The following is a 25,229-nucleotide window of genomic DNA, read 5'->3' as shown; positions in this document are numbered from 1 at the left end:
GGGAATATCCAATGACTCAGTCCATCTGGAGCAAGTTGTTCACCGCACTGCGCGGCGGCGCCAATGAAGTCGGCGAAGCGATCGTCGACCAACAGGCCCTGCGCATCCTCGACCAGGAAATCCGCGATGCGGATACCGCGCTGTCGAACGCCCGTCGCGAATTGATCACCATCATGGCCAAGCACAAGCTGGCCGCCGACCGCGTGAGCGAGTACGACGCCAAGATCAAGGATCTGGAAGCCAAGGCTGTTTCGGCTCTGAACGCCGGTCGCGAAGACCTGGCGATGGAAGTGGCCGAAGCGATTTCGACCCTGACCAACGACCTGACCGCCGAAAAAGCCCAAAGCGACGAGTTTGGCAACTATGCCGACAACATGCGCAAGGACATCAACAAGGCCGAAGCCCGGATCAAGAGCCTGCGCCAACAAGTGGACATGGCCAAGGCCCGTGACAGCGTGCAGAAAGCCCAGGTCAGCGCATCGATCGCCAGCGGCGGCGCCAACGGCAAACTGGAAACCGCGGTCGGCACCCTGAACCGCCTGCAAGCCAAGCAGCAGCAACGCGCTGCCGAACTGAGTGCGGCCGATGAACTGGCAGACGCTTCAACCGGCAACGACCTGGATCGTAAACTGCGCGACGCCGGCATCACGCCGAATGAAGGCAGCGCCAATGCGATTCTTGAACGCCTTAAGCAGAAATCCGCTCAGTAACACCGCGATAAAAACCCTGTGGGGGCGAACAACCCCGCTCCCACAGGGTTTGTGCTGAGCAAATGACGCTGCTCGTTCGTCGCTCGGCCCGGTACACTAGCGGCGCTTTTTACGACGAACACCTCCACCCGCTTCAAGGAACGTACCCATGGGATGGTTTAAAGATTTGCTGGGCACCAGCAACTGGCAGACCGCTGCGCCAACACCCACCGTCGCCAGTGGCCCACTCGGGATGGCCCAAGGCAAAGGCGTCAGATTCGATTCGACGCTGGCCCTGCTGCTCGACGGTTCGACTTCGGTACGAGTCCCCTTCGATCAGGCGATCTGGAGCGCAGGCTGGGTCGACCTCGGCCAGTCCAATAAACTGCACCGCTATTACATGAACGACGAGGATTTCTGGGTACAGATCCACGTCACCGGCGATGATCAGATCGAATCGGTCATCCTGTTCAACTACCTCAGTTACGTGACAGTCAACAGTGACGCCGAACTGCAGCGACTGGCCGGCCCCAACAGCCTGATCGGTTTGCCGACCTACACCCACGAAGGTGTCGAATTCACCCGCGAGTGGGGCACCGAACAAGGCCAGACCGAACTGGTGCCGCTGACCGAGCAGGTGGTCAACCCGGACGAGAGCTACACCATCGAACACCACGCCATGCTTTACGCCCGCGAGACCGGCCTGACCGATCGTCGCGAGCTGTTGTTGTTCTCCGTCGAACAAGACGAAGAAGGCACCGTCAGCCTGAGCACCTCGCTCGGCATTTCGCTATACACGACTGACCTGAGCACCATTTAAATAAGGACGCTTTTCATGCTGGAAGTGCTGGCTGTCTCGCTGAACAAGACCGCTCTGACCGGTTTCATCGTTTACCTGATCGGCGCCGTGTTGCTGTTCATGCTGTTTCAATTCGTCTACACGCGCATCACCCCGCACAAGGAATTCGAGCTGATCCGCTCCGGCAACACGGCCGCCGCCATTGCGCTGTCCGGTGCAATCATCGGTTTCGCCATTCCTGCCAGCAACGTGATCGCCTATTCGGTCAACGTCCTCGACTTCGTGCTCTGGGCCGTGATTGCCGCAGCAGTGCAACTGCTGGCGTTTCTCGCCACTGGCCTGGTGCTCAAAGGCACTTCCCAGCGCATCGCCAGCGGTGAAATCGCTTCCGGCATCTACGTCGCAGCGGTAGCGATCAGCGTCGGTATGCTCAACGCTGCGTGCATGACACCGTCCAACTGATCGGCAGGAAGCCTTAGATGAAACGAAGCAAGTACGTTCAGTTGTCCCTCGCCGCGTCGGTGGCCATGGCCATTTCCGGCGAAGCGGCAGCGGTGGATCAGGCGCGCAATTTCCAGAGCGTTGAGCAGTGCGTCGATGCCGAAGTGGCAGCCGACGTCTGCTCCAACGCCTACGTCGCGGCGCTCACCGAACACCGGCGTATCGCTCCGGCGTACGACGACAAGGCCAAGTGCGACGCGGACTTTGCTGCCGACTGGTGCCAGAAAAACTCCGACGGCCGCTTCGTGCCGAAACTCGGCGGTTTCAAAGTGCCGCAGAACGGTGAAACCCCACAAAATCTCGACGCCATCGCCGATGCGCAGATGCCGGCCGGTGACACGACGGCTGCCCAGAATGTGCAAAACACTTCCCACACCTCGAGTGGCGGCGGCTGGCTGAGCGGATGGCTGATCGGCAACGCGATGAGCAACAACTCGAATCGCACGGTCTATCGCGACCGCGATACGCGCCAGCCCTACAACACCTCGACGCAGTCAAAAAGAATCGAGTCGGCGCCCCGTAGCCAACCGACCTACGAGAGCAGCAAAAGCAAACCGGTGAACGTCGCCTCCTCCACCTCCCGTGGCGGTTTTGGCAGCCAGTCCAGTGCCCGCAGCGGTTGGGGTGGTTGGGGCAGCAGTTCCGGCCGCTCGAGCAGCTGACGATGAAAAAGGTCCACTGCGCCGAGCGCCCCGACTGGAAACAAACGGCCGAGAGCCTCGGCTTTATGTTCCACACCATCGACGACGAGCCCTACTGGGACGAAAGCGCGTACTACCAGTTCACGCTCGCGCAAATCGAAAACGATCTCGAGGACCCGACCACCGAACTGCACGAGATGTGCATGGACCTGGTCGACCGCGTGGTACACAGCGAAGAACTGCTGAATCGCCTGAGCATCCCGCCTGCGTACTACGACATGATCCGAACGTCCTGGCTGGAAGGACATCCGCATCTGTACGGGCGCATGGACTTTTCCTACAGCGGCAACGGCCCGGCGAAACTGCTGGAACTCAACTACGACACGCCAACCAGCCTTTACGAGGCGGCGGCGTTCCAGTGGGGTTGGCTGGAGCAATGCATTGAGCGCGGCACGCTGCCCAGCCATGCCGACCAGTTCAACAGCATCGACACCAAGCTGCATCAAGCCTTTGCCGAGTTGCAGCTCAAGCGACCTTTCTACTTTGCCTCAATGAAAGACTCGGTCGAGGATAAAGGCACCACCGATTACCTGCGACTGATCGCGGAAAAGGTCGGCATCGAATCCCGGCACATCGACATCGAAGACATTGGCCTGACGGCCGAGGGCCGCTTTGTCGACCTGCAAGATCGCTGGATCCCGCACCTGTTCAAGCTGCACGCCTGGGAATTCATCTTCCATGAACCGTTCGGCGCGGCGATTGCCGAGTGCGATACGCAGTTTTTCGAGCCTGCGTGGAAAGCGATCCTGTCGAACAAAGGCGCACTGCCGCTGTTGTGGGAGTTGCACAAAGGCCATCCGAATCTGCTCGCAGCGCACCTCGATCCGAACCCGGCCAGTGCCGTGCCCAAAGGCTGGGTGCGCAAACCGTACTTCTCCCGGGAAGGTGCAAACATCGAACTGCAAACCGCGCAAGGTCTGATCGTCAAAGAAGATGGGCCCTACACCGATGCGCCATTTATCCTTCAGGAGTTCGCACCACTGCCGAAGTTCGGTAACAGCTACACGCTGATCGGCTCCTGGGTGATTGGCGATCAGGCGGCGGGTATTGGCGTGCGTGAGGACAACAGTCTGATCACCAAGGATTCAAGCCGGTTTCTGCCGCATTTGATTCTTGACTGACAAACCACCGCCCACAAAAAAGGCCTGTCGCGTTGAACGACGGGCCTTTTTATTTAGATCGTATGCAGCCAAGAATTAGAACGGAATATCGTCATCGAAGCTGTCGAAATCCGGAGCCGGTTGCGGTGCGGCCTGCTGTGGAGCCGGGGCCGAACGCTGCTGTGGCGCCGACTGCTGCGGGCGTGGAGCCTGCTGACGTGGCGTTGGAGCGGACTGCTGATAGTTGTTGCCGCCGCCTTGTTGGTCGCCCTGTTGTGGACGGCCGCCGAGCAGTTGCATGGTGCCTTGCATGTCGACCACGATTTCGGTGGTGTAACGCTTGATACCGTCTTTTTCCCACTCGCGGGTCTGCAGCTTGCCTTCGATGTAGACCTGCGAACCTTTGCGCAGGTACTCACCGGCGATCTCGGCCACCTTGCCGAACATCGAAACACGGTGCCACTCGGTCTTCTCGACCTTCTGACCGGTTTGCTTGTCGGTCCACTGTTCGCTGGTTGCCAGACTCAGGTTGGTCACGGCGTTACCGTTAGGCAGGTAGCGAACTTCGGGATCCTGGCCGCAAGTGCCGACCAATATGACTTTGTTAACCCCACGGGCCATAACGTTCTCCTAGGCTTCGCAAGCAGCCCCGGCCGGGTTGTTCACCAGGCGTTCGAGGGTGTCGCGATCCACTAATTCTTTGTCCAGTTTGATGTAAACAGCCGCTTCATCCGCAACTATCACTGCATCGGTTACCCCCACGAGGGCCTTGAGGCGCTCGACCAGACCCGCTTCGCGGATCGCCTCGGGCGACAACGGCAAGCGCAGGCTCGTCACGTAGGGAGGTTCGCGCATGGTAACAGCAAAGGCCAGCCAGATGGCAGCCAGCCCCGCACATCCGAGGAACACAACCGACAGACCGCCATGCTGAAACAGCCAGCCGCCGAGTATCCCGCCGAGTGCCGAACCGAGGAACTGACTGGTGGAATACACGCCCATGGCCGTGCCCTTGCCACCTGCCGGTGAAACCTTGCTGATCAGCGACGGCAGAGAAGCCTCCAGCAGATTGAACGCGGTGAAGAACACCACCGTGCCGATCACCAGAGCCCGCAGGCTGTCACCGAACTTCCAGAAGAATAGCTCAGTCAGCATCAGCGTCATGACGGCGCCGAGCAAGATTCGTTTCATTTTGCGTTTCTTCTCGCCATAGATGATGAACGGGATCATGGCGAAGAAAGAAATCAGCAGCGCGGTCAGGTAAACCCACCAATGCTGCTCCTTGGGCAACCCGGCTTTTTCCACCAGGGCCAAGGGCAGCGCGACGAAGCTCGACATGAGCATCGCGTGCAATACAAAGATGCCAAGATCGAGGCGCAGCAGATCGGGATGCTTGAGCGTCGGCAGCAGCGCCTGACGCGCCACGCCGGACTCACGATGCTGCAACGGCCCGGTTGAGCGCGGCACCATGAACATGATGATCAGGATCCCGATCAGTGCCATGCCGCCTGTAGCGAGGAACAGTCCGGACAAACCGAAAACCCGGGTCAGCAGCGGCCCGACCACCATCGCCACAGCGAAGGACAAACCGATGGTCATGCCGATCATCGCCATCGCTTTGGTGCGGTGCTGTTCACGGGTCAGGTCGGAGAGCAAGGCCATGACCGCGGCGGAGATCGCGCCGGCGCCCTGCAGGATCCGCCCGGCGATCACGCCCCAGATCGAATCGGCCTGGGACGCCAGCACACTGCCGAGGGCGAAGACGATCAGCCCCAGGTAAATGACCGGCCGGCGGCCAATGCGGTCGGAAATGATCCCGAACGGAATCTGAAAAATCGCCTGGGTCAGGCCGTAAGCACCAATTGCCAGCCCGATCAGGGCCGGGGTCGCGCCTGCCAGATCCATGCCGTAGGTCGCCAGTACTGGCAACACCATGAACATGCCAAGCATACGGAAGGCGAACACCAGGGCCAGACCGCTCGCCGCGCGGGTCTCGCTGCCACTCATGCGTTCGCTGTGGGGATCGTGCATGGAAAAACCTCGTGTGAACCGGCGGCGATTCTACCAGTCCCATCGGAAGACGGGGTATATCGCGACGCTATGACACGCCTACATGAAACTCTCTTCATGCAAGGCAAAAAACGCTGCGCTTGATAGTGTGCATCCATCCAGTATTTGCCCGTATACTCCTACGTTTTCGACGCCCGCCGAGCGAGGCCACTTTGGACAAGATCCTGATACGTGGGGCCCGTACCCACAACCTGAAGAACATCGACCTGACCCTGCCACGGGACAAGCTGATCGTCATCACCGGCCTGTCCGGATCCGGCAAGTCGTCCCTGGCCTTCGACACACTCTACGCCGAAGGTCAGCGCCGCTATGTCGAATCCCTGTCGGCTTACGCCCGGCAGTTCCTGTCGATGATGGAAAAACCCGACGTCGACACCATCGAAGGCCTGTCGCCTGCGATTTCCATCGAACAGAAATCGACCTCGCACAACCCCCGCTCCACGGTCGGCACCATCACCGAAATCTACGACTATCTGCGCCTGCTGTATGCACGCGTCGGTACGCCCCGCTGCCCCGACCACGACATTCCACTGGAAGCACAGACCGTCAGCCAGATGGTCGACCTGGTACTGGCCCAGCCGGAAGGCAGCAAATTGATGTTGCTGGCCCCGGTGATCCGCGAGCGCAAAGGCGAACACTTGTCGGTGTTTGAAGAGCTGCGCGCTCAGGGCTTCGTCCGTGCCCGGGTCAATGGCCGGATCTGCGAGCTCGACGAGCTGCCGAAACTGGATAAACAGAAGAAGCATTCGATCGACGTGATTGTCGACCGTTTCAAGGTTCGCGCCGATCTGCAGCAGCGTTTGGCCGAATCGTTCGAGACCGCACTCAAACTGGCGGACGGCATTGCCCTCGTGGCGCCGATGGACGATGAGCCGGGCGAAGAGATGATCTTCTCCGCGCGTTTCGCCTGCCCGATCTGCGGCCACGCGATCAGCGAGCTCGAACCAAAACTGTTTTCCTTCAACAACCCGGCCGGCGCCTGCCCGACTTGCGATGGCCTGGGCGTGAAGCAATTCTTCGACATCAAGCGACTGGTCAATGGTGATCTGACCCTGGCCGAAGGGGCCATTCGCGGCTGGGACAGGCGCAACGTCTACTACTTCCAGATGCTGGGCTCATTGGCTTCGCATTACGGGTTCAGCCTCGAAGTGCCCTTCAACGAACTGCCAGCCGATCAGCAGAAATTCATCCTGCACGGCAGCGGCTCGCAGAACGTCGACTTCAAATACCTGAACGACCGTGGCGATATCGTCAAACGTTCGCACCCGTTCGAAGGCATCGTGCCGAACCTCGAGCGTCGCTACCGCGAAACCGAATCGGCGAGCGTGCGTGAAGAGCTGGCCAAGTTCCTCAGCACTCAGTCTTGCCCGGACTGCCGTGGCACCCGTCTGCGTCGTGAGGCTCGGCATGTCTGGGTCGGCGAAAAAACGCTGCCGGCAGTGACCAATCTGCCGATTGGCGATGCATGTGAATACTTCGGCGAACTGAAAATGACTGGCCGTCGTGGCGAAATCGCGGACAAGATTCTCAAGGAAATCCGCGAGCGCCTGCAGTTTCTGGTCAACGTGGGCCTGGACTATCTGTCGCTGGATCGCAGTGCCGACACGTTGTCCGGCGGCGAAGCACAGCGGATCCGGCTGGCCAGCCAGATCGGTGCCGGCCTGGTGGGCGTTCTGTATATCCTCGATGAGCCTTCCATCGGCTTGCACCAGCGTGATAACGACCGGCTGCTCGGCACACTCAAACACCTGCGCGACATCGGCAACACAGTGATTGTGGTCGAGCACGACGAAGACGCGATTCGCCTGGCTGACTATGTCGTGGATATCGGCCCCGGTGCCGGTGTGCATGGCGGACAGATCGTTGCCGAAGGTACGCCAGCCGAAGTCATGGCGCACCCTGATTCCCTGACCGGCAAATACCTGTCGGGCCGGGTGAAGATCGAGGTGCCGGCCAAGCGTACACCGCGCAACAAGAAACAGGTTCTGGCGCTCAAGGGTGCACGGGGCAACAACCTGCGCGACGTCGATCTGGAAATTCCGATCGGCCTGCTGACTTGCGTGACGGGTGTTTCCGGCTCGGGCAAATCGACCCTGATCAACAACACCCTGTTCCCGCTGAGCGCTACCGCACTCAACGGTGCGACCACTCTGGAAGCAGCCGCGCACGACAGCATCAAGGGCCTGGAACATCTGGACAAAGTGGTCGACATTGATCAGAGCCCGATTGGGCGCACACCACGGTCCAACCCGGCAACTTATACCGGGCTGTTCACCCCGATCCGGGAACTGTTCGCCGGCGTGCCCGAGTCGCGTTCCCGAGGCTACGGCCCGGGGCGTTTCTCGTTCAACGTCAAGGGCGGTCGCTGCGAGGCGTGCCAGGGTGATGGCCTGATCAAGGTTGAAATGCACTTCCTGCCGGATATCTATGTTCCGTGCGACGTGTGCAAGAGCAAACGCTACAACCGCGAAACCCTTGAGATCAAATACAAGGGCAAGAACATCCACGAAACTCTCGAGATGACCATCGAAGAGGCTCGAGTGTTCTTCGACGCGGTACCGGCACTCGCGCGCAAGCTGCAAACCTTGATGGATGTGGGGCTGTCGTACATCAAGCTGGGGCAGTCGGCTACGACCTTGTCCGGTGGTGAGGCCCAGCGGGTCAAACTGTCCCGTGAGTTGTCCAAACGCGATACCGGCAAGACGCTGTACATCCTCGACGAGCCGACCACGGGCCTGCACTTCGCGGATATCCAGCAATTGCTCGACGTCCTGCATCGCCTGCGCGACCACGGCAACACCGTGGTGGTGATCGAGCACAACCTTGACGTGATCAAGACTGCCGACTGGCTGGTCGATCTCGGGCCTGAGGGTGGTTCCAAGGGTGGCCAGATCATTGCCACCGGCACGCCCGAGGAAGTGGCCGAGATGAAGCAATCTCACACCGGCCATTACCTCAAGCCACTGCTGATCCGTGATCGGGCCTAGACACCGAGCATGAAAAAGCCCCTGTCACTTCGTCAGTGACAGGGGCTTTTTTGTATTACATGTCAGGTGTGGGATTGCAGGTAGTTCTGGAGACCGATTAGCTTGATCAGGCCCAACTGCTTTTCCAGCCAGTAGGTGTGATCTTCTTCGGTATCGTGGAGCTGAACGCGCAATATCTCACGGCTGACGTAGTCGTTGTGCTGTTCGCAGAGCTCGATGCCTTTGCACAATGCCGCACGGACTTTGTACTCAAGGCGCAGATCGGCTTCGAGCATCTCCGGGACGGTGGTGCCGACATCCAGATCATCCGGACGCATGCGTGGCGTACCTTCAAGCATCAGGATCCGGCGCATCAACGCGTCAGCATGGCCTGCTTCTTCTTCCATCTCGTGGTTGATTCGTTCGTAGAGCTTGGTGAATCCCCAGTCCTCATACATCCGCGAGTGGACAAAATACTGGTCACGCGCGGCCAGTTCGCCGGTCAGCAACGTGTTGAGGTAATCGATAACGTCTGGGTGGCCTTGCATCGCCCTACATCTCCCTGCTTGAAAGGCTGTAGTTTGAACCAACCTGACTGTCAGGTCACCCTCCATGCGCAATAAAAGCGAAGATAATCTGAGAAAAGCAGGCTAAATAACGCAAAAACCGCCCTAATGAGGGCGGTTCTGCTTCTCGTTTAGACTTCGTTAAGCTGTACGTTGAGCAGCTTTGCAATTGCTTCGCCATACGCCGGATCGGCTTTGTAGAAATGCTGCAACTGGCGATCCACAACATCAGGCGTCACACCGGCCAGCGCTCCTGCAATGTTACTGACCAGCAGCGCTTTCTGTTCGTCATTCATCAAGCGGAACAGTGCCCCCGCCTGACTGTAGTAATCACTGTCCTCGCGATGATCGTAGCGGTCAGCCGCACCGCTCAAGGCCAGCGCCGGCTCTGCATAACGCGGCGCTTGTTTGGACGACTCTACGTAACTGTTCGGCTCGTAATTTGGCGCTGCGCCACCGTTGCTGCCAAAAGCCATCGAACCGTCGCGCTGGTATGTGTTCACCGCACTGCGTGGCGCATTCACAGGCAATTGCTGGTGATTGGTACCAACACGGTAGCGGTGAGCATCAGCGTAAGCGAATACACGACCTTGCAGCATACGATCCGGCGACAAACCGACGCCAGGCACCATGTTGCTCGGGCCGAACGCGGCCTGCTCGACTTCAGCGAAGTAGTTCAGCGGATTGCGGTTCAGCTCCAGCTCACCTACTTCGATCAGCGGGAACTCTTTCTGCGACCAGGTCTTGGTCACGTCAAACGGGTTCTCATAGTGCGCCGCTGCCTGAGCCTCGGTCATGATCTGAATGCACACGCGCCATTTCGGGAAGTCACCGCGCTCAATTGCTTCAAACAGATCACGTTGCGCGTAATCCGGGTCAGTGCCAGCCAGACGAGCGGCATCAGCCGGCGCAAGGTTTTTGATGCCTTGCTGGGTCTTGTAGTGCCACTTCACCCAGTGACGCTCGCCTTGAGCGCTGATCAGACTGTAAGTGTGACTACCAAAGCCGTGCATGTGACGGTACCCGTCCGGGATCCCGCGGTCAGAAAAAAGAATGGTGACTTGGTGTAACGCTTCCGGCGAATGCGACCAGAAGTCCCACATCATCTGCGCACTCTTCAGATTACTTTGTGGCAGGCGCTTTTGGGTGTGGATGAAGTCAGGGAATTTCAGCGGGTCGCGAATGAAGAAGACTGGCGTGTTGTTGCCGACAATGTCCCAGTTACCTTCCTCGGTGTAGAATTTCAGCGCAAAGCCACGCGGATCTCGCTCGGTGTCGGCAGAACCGCGCTCGCCACCTACCGTTGAAAAACGCAGGAAGGTCGGGGTTTGCTTCCCTACGGACTCGAACAGCTTAGCGCTGGTGTAATCGGTGATATCGCGGGTTACGGTAAACGTACCGTAAGCACCCGAGCCCTTAGCGTGCACCCGGCGCTCAGGAATGTTTTCACGATTAAAGTGGGCAAGCTTCTCGATCAGATGAAAATCGTCGAGCAGCAGCGGGCCTCGCGGGCCGGCGGAGCGAGAATTCTGGTTATCAGCGACAGGCGCGCCACTGGCGGTCGTAAGCGTTTTGGTCTGGCTCATACGGTCTTCTTCCTCTGTCAGTCTTGGAGCTGCCGGCTAATCGGCTTGGACGGGAGTATCAATCAACAATGTGACACCTACAAATTCATTAACCTGCACACATCGATAGAAAATTACTAATTAAAATTCCCAGCACATAGTGACAACAGAACAGAGGGAGATGCTTGTACGTAAAGCGCTTTTCTTACAGGCACAAAAAACCGGGCACTAGGCCCGGTTCTTTGTTTCAGACTGACGTCTTACTCGGCGGATACAGCTTCGCCAGCAGTAGCACGATCAACCAACTCGACGTACGCCATAGGCGCGTTGTCGCCAGCGCGGAAACCGCACTTGAGGATGCGCAGGTAGCCACCCTCACGGGTAGCATAACGCTTGCCCAGGTCGTTGAAGAGCTTACCAACGATAGCTTTCGAACGAGTACGGTCGAAAGCCAGACGGCGGTTAGCCAGGCTGTCTGTCTTGGCCAGAGTGATCAGCGGCTCAGCAACGCGACGCAGTTCTTTGGCTTTTGGCAGAGTAGTTTTGATCAGCTCGTGCTCGAACAGCGACACCGCCATGTTTTGAAACATGGCCTTGCGGTGCGAGCTGGTGCGGCTCAGGTGACGACCACTTTTACGATGACGCATGGTTCATTCCTTACCAAACACAACGTTCGGTGATTACGACGATCAGGCAGTCGCCTTGTCGTCCTTCTTAAGACTTGCAGGCGGCCAGTTGTCGAGGCGCATGCCGAGGGACAGACCGCGGGAGGCCAGAACGTCCTTGATTTCAGTCAAGGATTTCTTGCCCAGGTTCGGAGTCTTCAACAGCTCTACTTCGGTACGCTGAATCAGGTCACCGATGTAGTAGATGTTTTCCGCCTTAAGGCAGTTAGCCGAACGTACAGTCAGTTCCAGATCGTCAACCGGGCGAAGCAGGATCGGATCGATCTCGTCTTCCTGCTCGACAACCACTGGCTCACTGTCACCTTTGAGGTCGACGAACGCAGCCAACTGCTGTTGCAGAATGGTTGCAGCGCGGCGGATAGCCTCTTCAGGATCCAGGGTACCGTTGGTTTCCAGATCAATAACCAGCTTGTCCAGGTTGGTACGCTGCTCGACACGGGCGTTTTCCACCACGTATGCGATACGGCGAACCGGGCTGAACGAAGAATCAAGCTGCAAGCGACCGATGCTGCGGCTTTCGTCTTCATCGCTCTGACGCGAGTCGGCTGGTTCATAACCACGACCACGAGCTACGGTGAGCTTCATGTTCAGGGCGCCGTTAGACGCCAGGTTAGCGATTACGTGATCGGGATTAACGATCTCGACATCATGATCCAGCTGAATATCGGCAGCGGTAACCACCCCCGAACCCTTCTTCGACAAGGTCAGCGTAACTTCGTCACGACCGTGCAGCTTGATGGCCAGACCTTTAAGGTTCAACAGGATTTCAATTACGTCTTCCTGTACACCTTCGATGGCGCTGTACTCGTGGAGCACACCGTCAATCTCGGCCTCGACTACTGCGCAGCCGGGCATTGAGGACAACAGGATGCGTCGCAGCGCGTTGCCCAGGGTGTGGCCAAAACCACGCTCGAGAGGCTCGAGAGTGATCTTGGCGCGGGTTGGACTGACAACCTGCACATCAATATGGCGGGGTGTCAGGAACTCATTTACCGAAATCTGCATGGATGCACCTATTTTCTAGCCCTTACTTGGAGTAGAGCTCGACAATCAGGCTTTCGTTGATGTCGGCGGACAGATCACTGCGAGCAGGAACGTTCTTGAAAACGCCCGACTTCTTCTCAGTGTCTACTTCTACCCATTCTACGCGGCCACGTTGGGCACACAGATCGAGAGCTTGGACAATGCGAAGTTGGTTTTTTGCTTTCTCGCGAACTGCAACCACGTCACCAGCACGAACCTGATACGACGGAACGTTTACGGTCTGACCGTTAACGCTGATCGACTTGTGCGATACCAGCTGACGGGATTCGGCACGAGTCGAACCAAAGCCCATACGGTATACAACGTTGTCCAGACGGCATTCGAGCAGTTGCAGCAGGTTTTCACCAGTTGCACCTTTCTTGCCAGCAGCTTCTTTGTAGTAGCCGCTGAACTGACGCTCGAGAACGCCGTAAATACGACGGACCTTCTGCTTTTCACGCAGTTGGGTGCCGTAGTCGGACTGGCGACCGCGGCGTTGGCCGTGGATACCAGGTGCTGCTTCAATGTTGCACTTCGATTCGATCGCGCGCACGCCGCTCTTCAGGAAGAGATCGGTGCCTTCGCGACGAGCGAGTTTGCATTTTGGACCAATGTAACGAGCCATTCTTTACAATCTCCTGGATTACACGCGGCGCTTCTTCGGCGGACGGCACCCGTTGTGCGGGATTGGCGTCACGTCGGTGATGCTGGCGATCTTGTAGCCACAGCCGTTCAAAGCGCGGACTGCGGATTCACGACCTGGACCTGGACCCTTGACGTTAACGTCAAGATTTTTCAGGCCATATTCCAGCGCAGCTTGACCAGCACGTTCAGCAGCTACTTGAGCAGCAAACGGGGTGGACTTGCGGGAACCGCGGAAACCCGAACCACCGGAGGTAGCCCAGGAAAGAGCGTTACCTTGACGGTCGGTAATGGTCACGATGGTGTTGTTAAAAGATGCATGGATGTGGGCGATGCCATCAACCACTGTCTTTTTAACTTTTTTACGAGGACGAGCAGCAGGTTTTGCCATGATTAAATTCCTGTCGATTCGCTGGGGCGATTACTTGCGGATCGGCTTACGCGGACCTTTACGGGTACGCGCGTTGGTCTTGGTACGCTGACCGCGCACTGGAAGACCGCGACGATGACGCAGACCGCGATAGCAACCGAGGTCCATCAAGCGCTTGATTTTCATGTTGATTTCGCGACGCAGGTCACCTTCAGTGGTGAACTTCGCCACTTCGCCACGCAGCTGTTCAATTTGCTCGTCGCTCAGATCTTTGATCTTTGCTGCTGGGTTTACCCCAGTCTCTGCACAGATCTTCTGTGCAGTAGTGCGACCGACACCATAGATGTAGGTCAGCGAGATAACAGTATGCTTGTTATCTGGAATGTTAACGCCTGCAATACGGGCCATTCAGTGGGACTCCAATTGACAGCTACCTACGCCCCGGAAGCCAAGAAATAGGGCGCGAGATAATATCGCTGTAATAACAAATAATCAACCCGGTAGCGCACTAGCTACCGGGCTTGAAGCACAATCACACTCAGCCTTGGCGCTGTTTGTGACGCGGTTCCGCGCTGCAAATTACTCGAACAACACCTTCGCGGCGAATAATCTTGCAGTTACGGCACAGCTTTTTCACCGATGCACGAACTTTCATCACCAACTCCTCGAACCTTATGGGTACTCAGCGCAACATGCCGCTGCCGTAACCCTTCAGGTTGGCTTTCTTCATCAGGGATTCGTACTGGTGCGAAACGAGGTGCGATTGTACTTGAGACATGAAGTCCATCACAACCACGACCACGATCAGCAACGAGGTCCCGCCAAGGTAGAACGGAACGTTTGCTGCAACCACCAGGAACTGGGGCAACAAGCACACGGCCGTCATGTAAAGAGCACCGAACATGGTCAAGCGGGTCAGAACGCCATCAATATAGCGCGCAGACTGCTCACCTGGACGGATACCCGGAATAAAGGCACCGGACTTCTTCAGGTTTTCCGCTACGTCTTTCGGATTGAACATCAACGCCGTATAGAAGAAGCAGAAGAAAATAATCCCTGCACTAAACAGCAGAATATTCAACGGCTGACCAGGAGCGATCGACTGCGAGATGTCCTGCAACCAGCCCATACCTTCAGACTGACCAAACCAGGCACCCAACGAAGCCGGAAACAGCAAAATGCTGCTCGCGAAAATAGCCGGAATAACACCGGCCATGTTCACCTTCAGCGGCAAGTGGCTTGTCTGCGCAGCAAAAACCTTACGACCCTGCTGACGCTTGGCGTAATGAACAGCAATACGACGCTGACCACGCTCAATGAACACCACAAAACCGATAATCGCTACTGCCAGCAAACCGATGGCAACCAAGGCAAAAATATTGATATCACCCTGACGCGCAGACTCGAAAGACTGCCCGATCGCTCTCGGAAGACCGGCGACGATACCCGAAAAAATCAACATCGAGATACCGTTACCTACACCACGCTCAGTAATCTGCTCACCCAGCCACATCATGAACATCGCACCAGCCACAAAAGTGGATACCGCGACGAAATGGAAGCCAAAGTCACCAGTGAACGCAACGCCCTGCCCCGCCAGACCAATGGACATGCCAATGGCCTGAACGAGAGCGAGGACGACGGTGCCGTAGCGGGTGTACTGGCTGATCTTGCGACGGCCAGCTTCACCTTCCTTCTTCAACTGCTCCAACTGCGGACTGACGGCTGTCATCAGTTGCATGATGATCGATGCCGAAATGTACGGCATGATCCCCAATGCAAAGATGCTCATCCGTTCCAGCGCGCCGCCGGAGAACATGTTGAACAAGCTAAGAATGGTCCCCTCATTCTGTCGAAACAGGTCTGCGAGTCGGTCCGGGTTGATACCTGGAACCGGGATGTGTGCGCCTATTCGGTAGACGATAATCGCCAGGAACAGAAAACGCAGACGAGCCCAAAGTTCAGACATACCGCCTTTGCCGAGCGCAGAGAGAGCACCTTGCTTAGCCATTTATTCCTCGAACTTGCCGCCAGCTGCTTCGATAGCCGAACGCGCACCTTTGGTGGCGCCGATTCCCTTGCCGATAGTGACAGCGCGAGTCGCTTCACCGGACAGCATGATTTTTACACGCTGTACGTTGACGTTGATCACGTTGGCATCTTTCAGGGACTGCACGGTGACGATGTCGCCTTCCACTTTAGCCAGCTCGGACAAACGCACTTCTGCGCGATCCATGGCTTTCAGGGAAACGAAACCGAACTTCGGCAGACGACGATGCAGCGGCTGTTGACCGCCTTCAAAGCCTGGAGCAATGGTGCCACCGGAGCGGGAGGTTTGACCTTTGTGACCACGGCCACCAGTCTTACCCAAACCACTACCGATACCACGGCCCGGACGATGCTTTTCGCGACGGGAACCCGGCGCTGGACTCAGATCATTGAGTTTCATCGATTAACCCTCGACACGCAGCATGTAGTAAGCCTTGTTGATCATCCCGCGATTCTCGGGAGTATCCTGAACTTCTACAGTGTGACCGATGCGACGCAGACCCAGACCCTTAACACACAGTTTGTGGTTAGGGATTCGGCCGGTCATGCTTTTGATCAGCGTTACTTTAACGGTAGCCATGATCAGAAGATCTCCTTGACAGTCAGACCACGCTTGGCAGCGATGGACTCAGGAGATTGCATGGCTTTCAAACCCTTGAAAGTGGCGTGAACCACGTTTACAGGGTTAGTCGAGCCGTAGCACTTGGCCAGAACGTTCTGAACACCAGCAACTTCGAGGACAGCACGCATAGCGCCGCCAGCGATGATACCGGTACCTTCAGAAGCAGGCTGCATGTACACCTTCGAAGCGCCATGAGCGGACTTCATTGCGTACTGCAGAGTGGTGCCGTTCAGGTCAACCTGGATCATGTTGCGGCGAGCAGCTTCCATTGCCTTCTGGATCGCAGCAGGCACTTCACGTGACTTGCCACGGCCGAAGCCAACACGCCCTTTACCATCACCAACCACGGTCAACGCGGTGAAAGTGAAGATACGGCCGCCTTTAACGGTTTTGGCTACGCGGTTAACTTGAACCAGCTTCTCAATGTAGCCTTCGTCGCGCTTTTGGTCGTTATTTGACATAACTTAGAACTCCAGCCCAGCTTCACGAGCAGCATCAGCCAGCGCTTTAACGCGGCCATGGTACTTGAAGCCAGAGCGGTCGAAAGCCACTTGCGAGACGCCAGCGGCCTTAGCACGCGTAGCGACCAGCTGGCCAACCTTTGTGGCCGCGTCGATGTTGCCAGTGGCGCCATCACGCAGTTCTTTATCCAAAGTCGAGGCACTTGCCAGGACTTTGTTGCCGTCGGCCGAGATGACCTGGGCGTAGATGTGCTGCGACGAGCGGAACACGCAGAGACGCACGACTTCGAGTTCGTGCATTTTCAGGCGTGCTTTGCGAGCGCGACGCAGTCGAGTAACTTTTTTGTCGGTCATTTGCTATGCCCTACTTCTTCTTGGCTTCTTTACGACGGACGACTTCGTCCGCGTAGCGCACACCTTTGCCTTTGTACGGCTCTGGTGGACGGAAGTCGCGGATCTCAGCGGCCACTTGACCCACCAGCTGCTTATCGATGCCCTTGATCAGGATATCGGTCTGGCTAGGAGTCTCAGCGGTGATGCCTTCCGGCAGTTCGTAATCCACTGGGTGCGAGAAGCCAAGGGCAAGGTTCAAAACCGTGCCTTTTGCTTGCGCTTTGTAACCAACACCGACCAGCTGGAGCTTACGCTCGAAGCCTTGGCTTACGCCTTGGACCATGTTGTTTACCAACGCACGCGTGGTACCGGCCATTGCGCGAGTTTGTTGATCGCCATTGCGAGCAGCAAAACGCAGCTCACCAGCTTCTTCAACAATTTCAACAGACGAATGGATGTTCAGTTCAAGAGTACCCTTGGCACCCTTCACCGAAAGCTGTTGGCCTGCGAATTTTACTTCGACACCGGCTGGCAGCTTAACGGGGTTCTTAGCGACGCGAGACATGCTTATCCCCCCTTAGAACACAGTGCAAAGAACTTCGCCGCCGACACCGGCAGCGCGCGCAGCACGATCCGTCATCACACCCTTGTTGGTGGAGACGATAGACACGCCAAGACCGCCACGAACTTTCGGCAGATCTTCAACGGACTTGTACTGACGCAGGCCTGGACGACTAACGCGCTTCACTTCTTCGATAACCGGACGGCCTTCGAAGTACTTCAGCGAGATGGACAACGACGGCTTAGCGTCGGTGGTGATCTGAAAATCCGCGATGTAACCTTCGTCCTTCAGGACTTTTGCTACAGCCACCTTCAACGTGGAAGACGGCATGCTTACGACAGACTTTTCAGCCATCTGGGCATTACGGATTCGAGTTAGCATGTCCGCTAACGGGTCCTGCATACTCATGGGCTAGACGCTCCTAAAACAGAAAAATTAGCCTTGCGGCTACTACTTGTCGCCGAGAACTTCCGGGCATGAAAAACACGGGCTCAGGCGAGCCGGTCATTCTAGACACACCCCAGAAATGAATCAAGCCCCAAAAGGGGCTTGATTCAAATTCAAGGCCACCGATGGTCAGGTTCTTGCGAAACCGACCATCAAGGCTTTGACAGCGATTACCAGCTGGCTTTAACCAGACCTGGAACGTCACCACGCATTGCAGCTTCACGCAGCTTGTTACGGCCAAGGCCGAACTTGCGGTAAACGCCGTGCGGACGACCAGTCAGGCGGCAACGGTTACGCATGCGCGAAGCGCTTGCATCACGTGGTTGCTTCTGCAGAGCTACGGTAGCTTCCCAACGCGCTTCTGGACTTGCGTTCAGATCAACGATGATAGCTTTCAGCGCTGCACGCTTGGTGGCGTACTTGGCAACAGTGAGCTGACGCTTCAGCTCACGGTTTTTCATGCTCTTCTTGGCCATTTTCCTACTCCAATCAGTTGCGGAACGGGAATTTGAAAGCACGCAGCAGAGCGCGGCCTTCATCATCGTTCTTGGCAGTGGTGGTCAGGGTAATGTCCAGACCGCGGAGAGCATCGATCTTGTCGTAGTCGATTTCCGGGAAAATGATCTGCTCTTTCACACCCATGCTGTAGTTACCACGACCATCAAAGGACTTGGCATTCAGGCCGCGGAAGTCGCGAACCCGAGGCAGGGAGATCGACAGCAGACGATCCAGGAACTCGTACATACGCTCACGGCGCAGAGTCACCTTGACGCCGATCGGCCATCCTTCACGGACTTTAAAGCCAGCGATGGATTTACGAGCGTAGGTCACAACGACTTTTTGGCCGGTGATCTTTTCCAGGTCAGCAACAGCATGCTCGATGACTTTTTTGTCGCCGATCGCTTCGCCCAGACCCATGTTCAGGGTGATTTTGGTAACGCGCGGAACTTCCATCACGTTCGAAAGCTTAAGTTCTTCCTTAAGTTTCGGAGCGATTTCCTTCCGGTAAATCTCTTTTAGTCGTGCCATGGTCTTCTACCTAGCAGTGTTCAAGCATCAACCGCTTTTTGGGTCGACTTGAAGACACGAATTTTCTTACCGTCTTCAACTTTGAAACCAACGCGGTCAGCCTTGTTGGTTTCGCCATTGAAGATGGCTACGTTAGAAGCGTGCAGTGGCGCTTCTTTCTCGACGATACCGCCTTGTACGCCCGACATCGGGTTAGGCTTGGTATGACGCTTGACCAGGTTCAGACCACCAACAACCAGACGGTTGTCAGCAAGAACCTTCAGCACCTTACCGCGCTTACCTTTGTCTTTGCCGGCGATCACGATGATCTCGTCGTCACGACGAATCTTTTGCATGTCGGATCTCCTTACAGCACTTCTGGGGCGAGCGAGACGATCTTCATGAACTTCTCAGTACGAAGTTCACGGGTCACTGGCCCAAAGATACGGGTGCCGATCGGCTCTTGCTTGTTGTTCAGAAGAACAGCAGCGTTGCCATCAAAGCGGATAATGGAGCCATCAGCACGACGTACGCCGTGACGAGTGCGGACTACAACAGCAGTCATCACTTGGCCTTTTTTCACTTTACCGCGAGGAATTGCTTCCTTCACGGTAACTTTGATGATGTCACCGATACCAGCGTAACGACGATGGGAGCCACCCAGCACCTTGATGCACATAACACGGCGAGCGCCGCTGTTATCGGCCACATCGAGCATGGATTGAGTCTGAATCATATAATTTCTCCGACCCCTAGTCCTTAGACTTCCACAGCGCGTTCGAGAACATCAACCAATGCCCAAGACTTGGTCTTGGCCATCGGACGAGTTTCACGAATAGTGACTTTGTCGCCGATGTGGCACTGATTGGTTTCGTCGTGCGCGTGCAGCTTAGTCGAACGCTTAACGTATTTACCGTAGATCGGGTGCTTAACGCGACGCTCGATCAGAACGGTGATGGTTTTGTCCATCTTGTCGCTGACAACACGGCCAGTCAGCGTACGGACAGTTTTTTCGGCTTCAGCCATGATCACTTACCTGCCTGCTGGTTGAGCACAGTCTTCACGCGAGCGATGTCACGCTTAACTTGCGAGAGCAGATGAGACTGCCCCAACTGGCCAGTTGCTTTCTGCATACGCAGATTGAACTGGTCGCGCAGCAAGCCGAGCAGTTGCTCGTTCAGCTGCTGTGCGGATTTTTCACGAAGTTCATTCGCTTTCATCACATCACCGTCCGTTTAACAAAGGCGGTGGCGAGCGGCAGCTTTGCAGCAGCCAAGGCAAAAGCCTCACGCGCCAGCTCTTCAGTTACACCCTCGATTTCATACAGGACTTTGCCTGGCTGAATCTGGGCTACCCAGTATTCGACGTTACCCTTACCTTTACCCATCCGAACTTCGAGAGGCTTTTTGGAAATAGGCTTATCCGGGAATACACGGATCCAGATCTTGCCGCCACGTTTAACGTGACGGGTCAGAGCACGACGCGCTGACTCGATCTGACGAGCGGTGAGACGACCACGAGCTACAGACTTCAGCGCGAACTCGCCGAAGCTGACTTTGCTACCGCGCTGAGCCAGACCACGGTTGTGGCCTGTCATCTGCTTGCGGAACTTCGTACGCTTAGGTTGCAACATTTGGCGTACCCCTTACTTAGCAGCTTTTTTACGAGGCGCTGGTGCTTGTGGTTTCAGCTCTTCTTGGCGACCACCAATTACTTCGCCTTTGAAGATCCAAACCTTTACACCGATCACACCGTATGTGGTGTGAGCTTCGTAGTTGGCATAGTCGATGTCGGCACGCAGGGTGTGCAACGGCACACGACCTTCGCGATACCATTCAGTACGTGCGATTTCAGCACCGCCGAGACGACCGCTCACTTGGATTTTGATGCCTTTGGCACCAATGCGCATGGCGTTCTGTACAGCGCGCTTCATAGCGCGACGGAACATTACGCGACGCTCCAGCTGCTGAGCTACGCTCTGCGCAACCAGCATACCGTCGAGCTCCGGCTTACGGATCTCTTCGATATTGATGTGCACAGGCACACCCATTTGCTTGGTCAGGTCCTGACGCAGTTTCTCAACATCTTCACCTTTCTTCCCGATAACGATACCTGGGCGAGCGGTGTGGATGGTGATACGTGCAGTTTGCGCCGGACGATGGATATCGATACGGCTTACGGACGCGCTTTTTAGTTTGTCTTGGAGATACTCACGCACCTTCAGATCAGCGAACAAATAGTCCGCATAAGTCCGACCGTCTGCGTACCAGACGGAGGTGTGCTCCTTGACGATTCCCAGGCGAATGCCAATGGGATGTACTTTCTGACCCATCTCTTCGACTCCGTTACTTGTCAGCAACCTTGACAGTGATATGGCAAGACCGCTTGACGATGCGATCAGCACGGCCTTTGGCACGCGGCATGATGCGCTTCAGCGAACGCCCTTCGTTGACGAAAACGGTGCTGACCTTCAGGTCATCAACGTCTGCGCCTTCGTTATGCTCGGCGTTGGCTACGGCCGACTCCAGCACTTTCTTCATGATCTCGGCGGCTTTCTTACTGCTGAAAGCCAACAAGTTGAGCGCTTCGCCCACCTTCTTCCCGCGGATCTGGTCGGCGACCAAGCGGGCTTTCTGGGCGGAGATTCGAGCGCCCGACAACTTAGCGGCTACTTCCATTTCCTAACCCCTTAACGCTTGGCTTTCTTGTCTGCTACGTGCCCACGATAAGTGCGGGTACCGGCAAACTCGCCCAGTTTGTGGCCGACCATGTCTTCGTTAACGAGAACCGGGACGTGTTGACGACCGTTGTGTACTGCGATGGTCAGACCGACCATTTGTGGCAGGATCATAGAACGACGCGACCAAGTCTTAATTGGTTTGCGATCGTTCTTCTCCGCCGCCACTTCGATCTTCTTCAGTAGGTGAAGATCAATAAAAGGACCTTTTTTCAGAGAACGTGGCACTGTCGTATCCCTCTATTTACTTGCGACGACGGACGATCATTTTGTCGGTACGCTTATTACCACGAGTCTTCGCGCCCTTCGTCGGGAAGCCCCATGGCGATACCGGATGACGACCACCAGAGGTACGACCTTCACCACCACCATGTGGGTGGTCAACCGGGTTCATGGCAACACCACGAACGGTTGGGCGAACGCCACGCCAGCGTTTGGCACCAGCTTTACCCAGCGAACGCAGGCTGTGCTCGGAGTTCGAGACTTCGCCCAGGGTCGCACGGCATTCAGCCAGAACTTTACGCATTTCACCGGAGCGAAGACGCAGGGTAACGTACACACCTTCACGAGCGATCAACTGAGCCGAAGCACCAGCAGAACGAGCGATCTGTGCGCCTTTACCTGGCTTCAGTTCGATGCCGTGTACGGTGCTACCAACTGGAATGCTGCGCAGTTGCAACTGGTTGCCTGGCTTGATCGGAGCCAAAGCACCCGAAATCAGCTGGTCGCCAGCGCTCACGCCTTTAGGGGCGATGATGTAACGGCGTTCGCCGTCTGCGTACAACATAAGAGCAATGTGAGCAGTACGGTTTGGATCGTATTCGATACGCTCAACAGTGGCTGGAATGCCATCTTTGTCGTTGCGACGGAAATCGACCATACGATAATGCTGCTTATGACCACCACCGATGTGACGCGTGGTAATACGGCCATTGTTGTTACGACCACCAGTCTTCGATTTTTTCTCGAGCAGCGGTGCGTGAGGAGCGCCTTTATGCAGCTCCTGGTTGACCACCTTGACCACAAAACGGCGGCCAGGGGAAGTCGGTTTGCATTTAACGATTGCCATGATGCACCCCTTCCTTACTCAGCACTGCTGCTGAAATCGAGATCTTGGCCTGGCTGAAGGGAGATAACTGCCTTCTTCCAGTCATTGCGCTTGCCCAGACCGCGAGCTGTGCGCTTGCTCTTACCCAAAACATTCAGGGTAGTAACACGCTCAACTTTCACGCTGAACAGGCTTTCGACGGCCTTCTTGATTTCCAGCTTGGTTGCGTCAGTCGCAACCTTGAAAACGAACTGGCCTTTCTTGTCAGCCAGAACCGTAGCCTTCTCGGAAACGTGCGGGCCAAGCAGAACTTTAAATACGCGTTCCTGGTTCATCCCAGCAGCTCCTCGAATTTCTTCACGGCCGACACGGTGATCAACACCTTGTCGTATGCGATCAGACTAACTGGATCGGAACCTTGAACGTCACGTACATCTACGTGCGGCAGGTTACGAGCAGCCAGGTACAGGTTCTGATCAACAGCGTCCGACACGATGAGAACATCGGTCAGGCTCATGTTGTTCAGCTTGCCCAGCAGATCTTTGGTTTTCGGAGTTTCAACAGCGAAATCCTGAACCACGACCAGACGATCAGTACGCACCAGCTCAGCAAGGATGGAACGCATTGCTGCGCGATACATCTTCTTGTTCAGCTTCTGGGAGTGGTCCTGTGGACGAGCTGCAAAAGTGGTACCGCCGCCACGCCAGATTGGGCTACGGATAGTACCGGCACGAGCACGGCCAGTACCTTTCTGACGCCATGGGCGCTTACCGCCACCACGAACGTCGGAACGGGTCTTTTGCTGCTTGCTACCCTGACGGCCGCCGGCCATGTAGGCCACGACTGCTTGGTGAACCAGCGTCTCGTTGAACTCGCCGCCAAATGTCAGTTCGGAAACTTCGATCGCTTGAGCGTCATTTACATTTAATTGCATGTCAGCTTCCCCTTAACCGCGAGCCTTGGCTGCTGGACGTACAACCAGGTTGCCGCCAGTAGCGCCAGGAACAGCGCCCTTGACCAACAACAGATTGCGTTCAGCGTCCACGCGCACTACTTCCAGGGACTGCACGGTCACGCGCTCAGCGCCCATATGACCGGACATTTTTTTGCCCTTGAATACACGACCAGGAGTCTGGCACTGGCCGATAGAGCCTGGGACGCGGTGGGATACGGAGTTACCGTGGGTGTTATCTTGCCCGCGGAAATTCCAACGCTTGATCGTACCCTGGAAGCCTTTACCCTTGGACTGACCGGTTACATCAACCAGTTGACCAGCGGCAAAGATTTCAGCGTTGATCAGATCGCCAGCCTGGTACTCGCCTTCTTCAAGACGGAATTCCATGGTAGTGCGACCAGCGGCAACGTTCGCTTTAGCGAAGTGGCCAGCCTGAGCTGCTGTTACACGCGAAGCACGACGCTCGCCGACAGTGACTTGCACTGCACGATAGCCATCGGTCTCTTCAGTTTTGAACTGGGTGACGCGATTCGGCTCGATCTCAATGACCGTGACCGGAATGGAGACACCTTCTTCGGTGAAAATACGGGTCATACCGCATTTACGACCGACTACACCAATAGTCATGTTGTAAACCTCATGAGTGTACGGGGCTTTCACCCGCTATGGCCGCCCATTTCAGAGCGTTACACGACTAAGACCGAGTCTTAGCCGAGGCTGATCTGCACTTCCACACCGGCCGCAAGATCAAGCTTCATAAGAGCATCAACGGTTTTATCCGTTGGCTGGACGATGTCCAGAACGCGCTTATGAGTGCGGATTTCGTACTGGTCACGCGCGTCTTTGTTGACGTGCGGGGAAACCAGAACGGTAAACCGCTCTTTACGGGTAGGCAGTGGAATTGGACCACGCACTTGAGCACCAGTACGTTTCGCGGTTTCCACGATTTCCTGGGTTGATTGGTCGATCAGGCGATGGTCAAAAGCCTTCAACCTGATACGGATTTGCTGATTTTGCATTGGATTTCAGACTCCGGCTGCTATTCCCACCGGGCGCAATACGCCCGTTAAAAGGAGGCGCAATTCTATAGACGCCCCAGATAGGTGTCAACCCAATAAAAAAGCCCCCGCTGAGCGGGGGCTTTTTCAATCCATCAAGCTGACTCTACAAAAGAGACTTACTCGATGATTTTGGCTACGACGCCAGCGCCGACGGTACGACCGCCTTCACGGATAGCGAAACGCAGACCGTCTTCCATCGCGATGGTTTTGATCAGGGTAACAGTCATCTGAATGTTGTCACCTGGCATTACCATTTCAACGCCTTCTGGCA

The 25,229-nt window shown here is 56.2% G+C and carries 38 protein-coding genes and 1 pseudogene; 6 read left to right on the top strand and 33 right to left on the bottom strand.

The features are described from left to right. The first annotated feature begins 11 nt into the window (after positions 1-11). The 5 genes from AACY02_RS06790 to AACY02_RS06770 all read left to right on the top strand — a co-directional run bounded on the left by AACY02_RS06790 (position 12) and on the right by AACY02_RS06770 (position 3,811). Positions 12-710: a PspA/IM30 family protein gene (locus AACY02_RS06790; RefSeq protein ID WP_339431286.1), complete on the top strand. Its 699-nt coding sequence runs from the start codon at positions 12-14 to the stop codon at positions 708-710. A 148-nt stretch (positions 711-858) separates the two neighbouring features. Beyond that, on the top strand, positions 859-1,509 hold the full coding sequence (locus AACY02_RS06785) for a DUF2491 family protein (RefSeq protein WP_339431285.1): 651 nt from the start codon (positions 859-861) through the stop codon (positions 1,507-1,509). 15 nt (positions 1,510-1,524) lie between these two features. Then, positions 1,525-1,950: a DUF350 domain-containing protein gene (locus tag AACY02_RS06780; RefSeq protein ID WP_339431284.1), complete on the top strand. Its 426-nt coding sequence runs from the start codon at positions 1,525-1,527 to the stop codon at positions 1,948-1,950. Positions 1,951-1,967: 17 nt separating this feature from the next. After that, positions 1,968-2,651, top strand: a complete 684-nt coding sequence (locus AACY02_RS06775; RefSeq protein WP_339431283.1) for a DUF1190 domain-containing protein — start codon at positions 1,968-1,970, stop codon at positions 2,649-2,651. 2 nt (positions 2,652-2,653) lie between these two features. Continuing rightward, on the top strand, positions 2,654-3,811 hold the full coding sequence (locus AACY02_RS06770) for a glutathionylspermidine synthase family protein (RefSeq protein WP_339431282.1): 1,158 nt from the start codon (positions 2,654-2,656) through the stop codon (positions 3,809-3,811). Between the two features lie 75 nt (positions 3,812-3,886). Here the strand turns inward: AACY02_RS06770 and AACY02_RS06765 are convergent, their stop codons facing one another. Next, positions 3,887-4,411: a single-stranded DNA-binding protein gene (locus AACY02_RS06765; RefSeq protein ID WP_007917224.1), complete on the bottom strand. Its 525-nt coding sequence runs from the start codon at positions 4,409-4,411 to the stop codon at positions 3,887-3,889. A gap of 9 nt (positions 4,412-4,420) precedes the next feature. Next, positions 4,421-5,818: an MFS transporter gene (locus AACY02_RS06760; RefSeq protein WP_339431281.1), complete on the bottom strand. Its 1,398-nt coding sequence runs from the start codon at positions 5,816-5,818 to the stop codon at positions 4,421-4,423. 191 nt (positions 5,819-6,009) lie between these two features. Here AACY02_RS06760 and uvrA point away from each other — a divergent pair, with 191 nt between their 5' ends. Further along, a complete protein-coding gene (uvrA, locus tag AACY02_RS06755; RefSeq protein ID WP_339431280.1) occupies positions 6,010-8,844 on the top strand; it encodes an excinuclease ABC subunit UvrA in 2,835 nt (944 codons plus the stop codon). Positions 8,845-8,906: 62 nt separating this feature from the next. Here uvrA and bfr read toward each other — a convergent pair whose 3' ends face one another. The 31 genes and pseudogenes from bfr to AACY02_RS06600 all read right to left on the bottom strand — a co-directional run. Then, positions 8,907-9,371, bottom strand: a complete 465-nt coding sequence (gene bfr, locus AACY02_RS06750) for a bacterioferritin (protein ID WP_339431279.1) — start codon at positions 9,369-9,371, stop codon at positions 8,907-8,909. A 149-nt stretch (positions 9,372-9,520) separates the two neighbouring features. After that, positions 9,521-10,975, bottom strand: coding sequence for a catalase (locus AACY02_RS06745; protein ID WP_339431278.1), 1,455 nt, complete (start codon positions 10,973-10,975; stop codon positions 9,521-9,523). Positions 10,976-11,214: 239 nt separating this feature from the next. Continuing rightward, positions 11,215-11,601 carry a 50S ribosomal protein L17 gene (gene rplQ / locus AACY02_RS06740; protein WP_003176402.1) on the bottom strand — a complete coding sequence of 129 codons (387 nt, stop codon included), beginning with the start codon at positions 11,599-11,601 and terminating at the stop codon, positions 11,215-11,217. A gap of 42 nt (positions 11,602-11,643) precedes the next feature. Beyond that, positions 11,644-12,645, bottom strand: a complete 1,002-nt coding sequence (locus AACY02_RS06735; protein WP_003186012.1) for a DNA-directed RNA polymerase subunit alpha — start codon at positions 12,643-12,645, stop codon at positions 11,644-11,646. Positions 12,646-12,667: 22 nt separating this feature from the next. Next, positions 12,668-13,288, bottom strand: coding sequence for a 30S ribosomal protein S4 (gene rpsD / locus AACY02_RS06730; RefSeq protein WP_003176404.1), 621 nt, complete (start codon positions 13,286-13,288; stop codon positions 12,668-12,670). 18 nt (positions 13,289-13,306) lie between these two features. Further along, on the bottom strand, positions 13,307-13,696 hold the full coding sequence (gene rpsK / locus AACY02_RS06725; RefSeq protein ID WP_002555466.1) for a 30S ribosomal protein S11: 390 nt from the start codon (positions 13,694-13,696) through the stop codon (positions 13,307-13,309). A 30-nt stretch (positions 13,697-13,726) separates the two neighbouring features. Next, positions 13,727-14,083 (bottom strand): 30S ribosomal protein S13, encoded by a 357-nt coding sequence (rpsM, locus tag AACY02_RS06720; protein ID WP_009045849.1) that lies wholly within the window; start codon positions 14,081-14,083, stop codon positions 13,727-13,729. A 130-nt stretch (positions 14,084-14,213) separates the two neighbouring features. Then, the gene (gene rpmJ, locus AACY02_RS06715) at positions 14,214-14,330 is read right to left on the bottom strand and encodes a 50S ribosomal protein L36 (RefSeq protein WP_002555468.1); all 117 of its coding nucleotides are present in this window, start codon (positions 14,328-14,330) and stop codon (positions 14,214-14,216) included. A 27-nt stretch (positions 14,331-14,357) separates the two neighbouring features. Then, positions 14,358-15,686 (bottom strand): preprotein translocase subunit SecY, encoded by a 1,329-nt coding sequence (gene secY, locus AACY02_RS06710; RefSeq protein ID WP_003228718.1) that lies wholly within the window; start codon positions 15,684-15,686, stop codon positions 14,358-14,360. Beyond that, a complete protein-coding gene (gene rplO / locus AACY02_RS06705) occupies positions 15,687-16,124 on the bottom strand; it encodes a 50S ribosomal protein L15 (protein WP_339431277.1) in 438 nt (145 codons plus the stop codon). A 3-nt stretch (positions 16,125-16,127) separates the two neighbouring features. Next, positions 16,128-16,304: a 50S ribosomal protein L30 gene (gene rpmD / locus AACY02_RS06700; protein WP_003176408.1), complete on the bottom strand. Its 177-nt coding sequence runs from the start codon at positions 16,302-16,304 to the stop codon at positions 16,128-16,130. 2 nt (positions 16,305-16,306) lie between these two features. Continuing rightward, positions 16,307-16,807: a 30S ribosomal protein S5 gene (rpsE, locus tag AACY02_RS06695; protein WP_003176409.1), complete on the bottom strand. Its 501-nt coding sequence runs from the start codon at positions 16,805-16,807 to the stop codon at positions 16,307-16,309. Between the two features lie 3 nt (positions 16,808-16,810). After that, on the bottom strand, positions 16,811-17,161 hold the full coding sequence (rplR, locus tag AACY02_RS06690; RefSeq protein ID WP_003186037.1) for a 50S ribosomal protein L18: 351 nt from the start codon (positions 17,159-17,161) through the stop codon (positions 16,811-16,813). Positions 17,162-17,171: 10 nt separating this feature from the next. After that, positions 17,172-17,705, bottom strand: a complete 534-nt coding sequence (gene rplF, locus AACY02_RS06685; protein ID WP_003176412.1) for a 50S ribosomal protein L6 — start codon at positions 17,703-17,705, stop codon at positions 17,172-17,174. Between the two features lie 12 nt (positions 17,706-17,717). Continuing rightward, the gene (gene rpsH / locus AACY02_RS06680) at positions 17,718-18,110 is read right to left on the bottom strand and encodes a 30S ribosomal protein S8 (RefSeq protein WP_007966178.1); all 393 of its coding nucleotides are present in this window, start codon (positions 18,108-18,110) and stop codon (positions 17,718-17,720) included. 209 nt (positions 18,111-18,319) lie between these two features. Continuing rightward, a complete protein-coding gene (gene rpsN / locus AACY02_RS06675; RefSeq protein WP_003228726.1) occupies positions 18,320-18,625 on the bottom strand; it encodes a 30S ribosomal protein S14 in 306 nt (101 codons plus the stop codon). Positions 18,626-18,638: 13 nt separating this feature from the next. Further along, entirely contained in the window at positions 18,639-19,178 is a 540-nt protein-coding gene (rplE, locus tag AACY02_RS06670; RefSeq protein ID WP_003210069.1) for a 50S ribosomal protein L5, read from the bottom strand. Between the two features lie 20 nt (positions 19,179-19,198). Next, positions 19,199-19,513 carry a 50S ribosomal protein L24 gene (gene rplX / locus AACY02_RS06665; RefSeq protein WP_003186046.1) on the bottom strand — a complete coding sequence of 105 codons (315 nt, stop codon included), beginning with the start codon at positions 19,511-19,513 and terminating at the stop codon, positions 19,199-19,201. A gap of 11 nt (positions 19,514-19,524) precedes the next feature. Continuing rightward, positions 19,525-19,893 carry a 50S ribosomal protein L14 gene (rplN, locus tag AACY02_RS06660; RefSeq protein ID WP_002555479.1) on the bottom strand — a complete coding sequence of 123 codons (369 nt, stop codon included), beginning with the start codon at positions 19,891-19,893 and terminating at the stop codon, positions 19,525-19,527. A gap of 23 nt (positions 19,894-19,916) precedes the next feature. Further along, complete coding sequence (gene rpsQ, locus AACY02_RS06655; protein ID WP_003194644.1) at positions 19,917-20,183, bottom strand: 30S ribosomal protein S17; 267 nt, start codon at positions 20,181-20,183, stop codon at positions 19,917-19,919. Between the two features lie 2 nt (positions 20,184-20,185). After that, the gene (gene rpmC / locus AACY02_RS06650) at positions 20,186-20,377 is read right to left on the bottom strand and encodes a 50S ribosomal protein L29 (protein ID WP_002555481.1); all 192 of its coding nucleotides are present in this window, start codon (positions 20,375-20,377) and stop codon (positions 20,186-20,188) included. After that, positions 20,377-20,790 (bottom strand): 50S ribosomal protein L16, encoded by a 414-nt coding sequence (rplP, locus tag AACY02_RS06645; RefSeq protein WP_003232424.1) that lies wholly within the window; start codon positions 20,788-20,790, stop codon positions 20,377-20,379. The genes rpmC and rplP overlap by 1 nt, the downstream gene beginning before the upstream one ends. Before the next feature lie 12 nt (positions 20,791-20,802). Next, entirely contained in the window at positions 20,803-21,489 is a 687-nt protein-coding gene (rpsC, locus tag AACY02_RS06640; RefSeq protein ID WP_003176422.1) for a 30S ribosomal protein S3, read from the bottom strand. A gap of 13 nt (positions 21,490-21,502) precedes the next feature. Further along, entirely contained in the window at positions 21,503-21,835 is a 333-nt protein-coding gene (rplV, locus tag AACY02_RS06635) for a 50S ribosomal protein L22 (protein WP_003103908.1), read from the bottom strand. An 11-nt stretch (positions 21,836-21,846) separates the two neighbouring features. After that, the gene (rpsS, locus tag AACY02_RS06630) at positions 21,847-22,122 is read right to left on the bottom strand and encodes a 30S ribosomal protein S19 (RefSeq protein ID WP_003228731.1); all 276 of its coding nucleotides are present in this window, start codon (positions 22,120-22,122) and stop codon (positions 21,847-21,849) included. Positions 22,123-22,138: 16 nt separating this feature from the next. Further along, complete coding sequence (rplB, locus tag AACY02_RS06625; protein WP_042561342.1) at positions 22,139-22,963, bottom strand: 50S ribosomal protein L2; 825 nt, start codon at positions 22,961-22,963, stop codon at positions 22,139-22,141. Between the two features lie 14 nt (positions 22,964-22,977). After that, positions 22,978-23,277, bottom strand: a complete 300-nt coding sequence (rplW, locus tag AACY02_RS06620) for a 50S ribosomal protein L23 (RefSeq protein ID WP_002555488.1) — start codon at positions 23,275-23,277, stop codon at positions 22,978-22,980. Beyond that, on the bottom strand, positions 23,274-23,876 hold the full coding sequence (gene rplD / locus AACY02_RS06615) for a 50S ribosomal protein L4 (protein ID WP_003228735.1): 603 nt from the start codon (positions 23,874-23,876) through the stop codon (positions 23,274-23,276). The genes rplW and rplD overlap by 4 nt, the downstream gene beginning before the upstream one ends. 12 nt (positions 23,877-23,888) lie before the next feature. Further along, positions 23,889-24,524, bottom strand: coding sequence for a 50S ribosomal protein L3 (rplC, locus tag AACY02_RS06610; RefSeq protein WP_003228738.1), 636 nt, complete (start codon positions 24,522-24,524; stop codon positions 23,889-23,891). An 80-nt stretch (positions 24,525-24,604) separates the two neighbouring features. Then, positions 24,605-24,916, bottom strand: coding sequence for a 30S ribosomal protein S10 (gene rpsJ / locus AACY02_RS06605; RefSeq protein WP_003186070.1), 312 nt, complete (start codon positions 24,914-24,916; stop codon positions 24,605-24,607). Between the two features lie 158 nt (positions 24,917-25,074). After that, a pseudogene (locus AACY02_RS06600) lies at positions 25,075-25,229 on the bottom strand (hypothetical protein); the annotation flags it as partial.

The sequence above is a fragment of the Pseudomonas sp. EA_65y_Pfl2_P78 genome (assembly GCF_963970495.1).
Taxonomy (GTDB): domain Bacteria; phylum Pseudomonadota; class Gammaproteobacteria; order Pseudomonadales; family Pseudomonadaceae; genus Aquipseudomonas; species Aquipseudomonas baetica_A.
The sequence above is the reverse complement of the archived record's forward strand: the minus strand, read 5'-3'. Positions and strand labels throughout refer to the sequence as shown.

Coding starts and splice junctions, on each gene's coding strand:
- AACY02_RS06790 (WP_339431286.1), top strand. CDS start 12: ATGACTCAGTCCATCTGGAGCAAGTTGTTCACCGCACTGCGCGGCGGC.
- AACY02_RS06785 (WP_339431285.1), top strand. CDS start 859: ATGGGATGGTTTAAAGATTTGCTGGGCACCAGCAACTGGCAGACCGCT.
- AACY02_RS06780 (WP_339431284.1), top strand. CDS start 1,525: ATGCTGGAAGTGCTGGCTGTCTCGCTGAACAAGACCGCTCTGACCGGT.
- AACY02_RS06775 (WP_339431283.1), top strand. CDS start 1,968: ATGAAACGAAGCAAGTACGTTCAGTTGTCCCTCGCCGCGTCGGTGGCC.
- AACY02_RS06770 (WP_339431282.1), top strand. CDS start 2,654: ATGAAAAAGGTCCACTGCGCCGAGCGCCCCGACTGGAAACAAACGGCC.
- AACY02_RS06765 (WP_007917224.1), bottom strand. CDS start 4,411: ATGGCCCGTGGGGTTAACAAAGTCATATTGGTCGGCACTTGCGGCCAG.
- AACY02_RS06760 (WP_339431281.1), bottom strand. CDS start 5,818: ATGCACGATCCCCACAGCGAACGCATGAGTGGCAGCGAGACCCGCGCG.
- bfr (WP_339431279.1), bottom strand. CDS start 9,371: ATGCAAGGCCACCCAGACGTTATCGATTACCTCAACACGTTGCTGACC.
- AACY02_RS06745 (WP_339431278.1), bottom strand. CDS start 10,975: ATGAGCCAGACCAAAACGCTTACGACCGCCAGTGGCGCGCCTGTCGCT.
- rplQ (WP_003176402.1), bottom strand. CDS start 11,601: ATGCGTCATCGTAAAAGTGGTCGTCACCTGAGCCGCACCAGCTCGCAC.
- AACY02_RS06735 (WP_003186012.1), bottom strand. CDS start 12,645: ATGCAGATTTCGGTAAATGAGTTCCTGACACCCCGCCATATTGATGTG.
- rpsD (WP_003176404.1), bottom strand. CDS start 13,288: ATGGCTCGTTACATTGGTCCAAAATGCAAACTCGCTCGTCGCGAAGGC.
- rpsK (WP_002555466.1), bottom strand. CDS start 13,696: ATGGCAAAACCTGCTGCTCGTCCTCGTAAAAAAGTTAAAAAGACAGTG.
- rpsM (WP_009045849.1), bottom strand. CDS start 14,083: ATGGCCCGTATTGCAGGCGTTAACATTCCAGATAACAAGCATACTGTT.
- rpmJ (WP_002555468.1), bottom strand. CDS start 14,330: ATGAAAGTTCGTGCATCGGTGAAAAAGCTGTGCCGTAACTGCAAGATT.
- secY (WP_003228718.1), bottom strand. CDS start 15,686: ATGGCTAAGCAAGGTGCTCTCTCTGCGCTCGGCAAAGGCGGTATGTCT.
- rplO (WP_339431277.1), bottom strand. CDS start 16,124: ATGAAACTCAATGATCTGAGTCCAGCGCCGGGTTCCCGTCGCGAAAAG.
- rpmD (WP_003176408.1), bottom strand. CDS start 16,304: ATGGCTACCGTTAAAGTAACGCTGATCAAAAGCATGACCGGCCGAATC.
- rpsE (WP_003176409.1), bottom strand. CDS start 16,807: ATGTCAAATAACGACCAAAAGCGCGACGAAGGCTACATTGAGAAGCTG.
- rplR (WP_003186037.1), bottom strand. CDS start 17,161: ATGACCGACAAAAAAGTTACTCGACTGCGTCGCGCTCGCAAAGCACGC.
- rplF (WP_003176412.1), bottom strand. CDS start 17,705: ATGTCTCGCGTCGCTAAGAACCCCGTTAAGCTGCCAGCCGGTGTCGAA.
- rpsH (WP_007966178.1), bottom strand. CDS start 18,110: ATGAGTATGCAGGACCCGTTAGCGGACATGCTAACTCGAATCCGTAAT.
- rpsN (WP_003228726.1), bottom strand. CDS start 18,625: ATGGCCAAGAAGAGCATGAAAAACCGTGAGCTGAAGCGTCAGCTCACT.
- rplE (WP_003210069.1), bottom strand. CDS start 19,178: ATGGCACGACTAAAAGAGATTTACCGGAAGGAAATCGCTCCGAAACTT.
- rplX (WP_003186046.1), bottom strand. CDS start 19,513: ATGCAAAAGATTCGTCGTGACGACGAGATCATCGTGATCGCCGGCAAA.
- rplN (WP_002555479.1), bottom strand. CDS start 19,893: ATGATTCAGACTCAATCCATGCTCGATGTGGCCGATAACAGCGGCGCT.
- rpsQ (WP_003194644.1), bottom strand. CDS start 20,183: ATGGCTGAAGCCGAAAAAACTGTCCGTACGCTGACTGGCCGTGTTGTC.
- rpmC (WP_002555481.1), bottom strand. CDS start 20,377: ATGAAAGCGAATGAACTTCGTGAAAAATCCGCACAGCAGCTGAACGAG.
- rplP (WP_003232424.1), bottom strand. CDS start 20,790: ATGTTGCAACCTAAGCGTACGAAGTTCCGCAAGCAGATGACAGGCCAC.
- rpsC (WP_003176422.1), bottom strand. CDS start 21,489: ATGGGTCAGAAAGTACATCCCATTGGCATTCGCCTGGGAATCGTCAAG.
- rplV (WP_003103908.1), bottom strand. CDS start 21,835: ATGGAAGTAGCCGCTAAGTTGTCGGGCGCTCGAATCTCCGCCCAGAAA.
- rplB (WP_042561342.1), bottom strand. CDS start 22,963: ATGGCAATCGTTAAATGCAAACCGACTTCCCCTGGCCGCCGTTTTGTG.
- rplW (WP_002555488.1), bottom strand. CDS start 23,277: ATGAACCAGGAACGCGTATTTAAAGTTCTGCTTGGCCCGCACGTTTCC.
- rplD (WP_003228735.1), bottom strand. CDS start 23,876: ATGCAATTAAATGTAAATGACGCTCAAGCGATCGAAGTTTCCGAACTG.
- rplC (WP_003228738.1), bottom strand. CDS start 24,524: ATGACTATTGGTGTAGTCGGTCGTAAATGCGGTATGACCCGTATTTTC.
- rpsJ (WP_003186070.1), bottom strand. CDS start 24,916: ATGCAAAATCAGCAAATCCGTATCAGGTTGAAGGCTTTTGACCATCGC.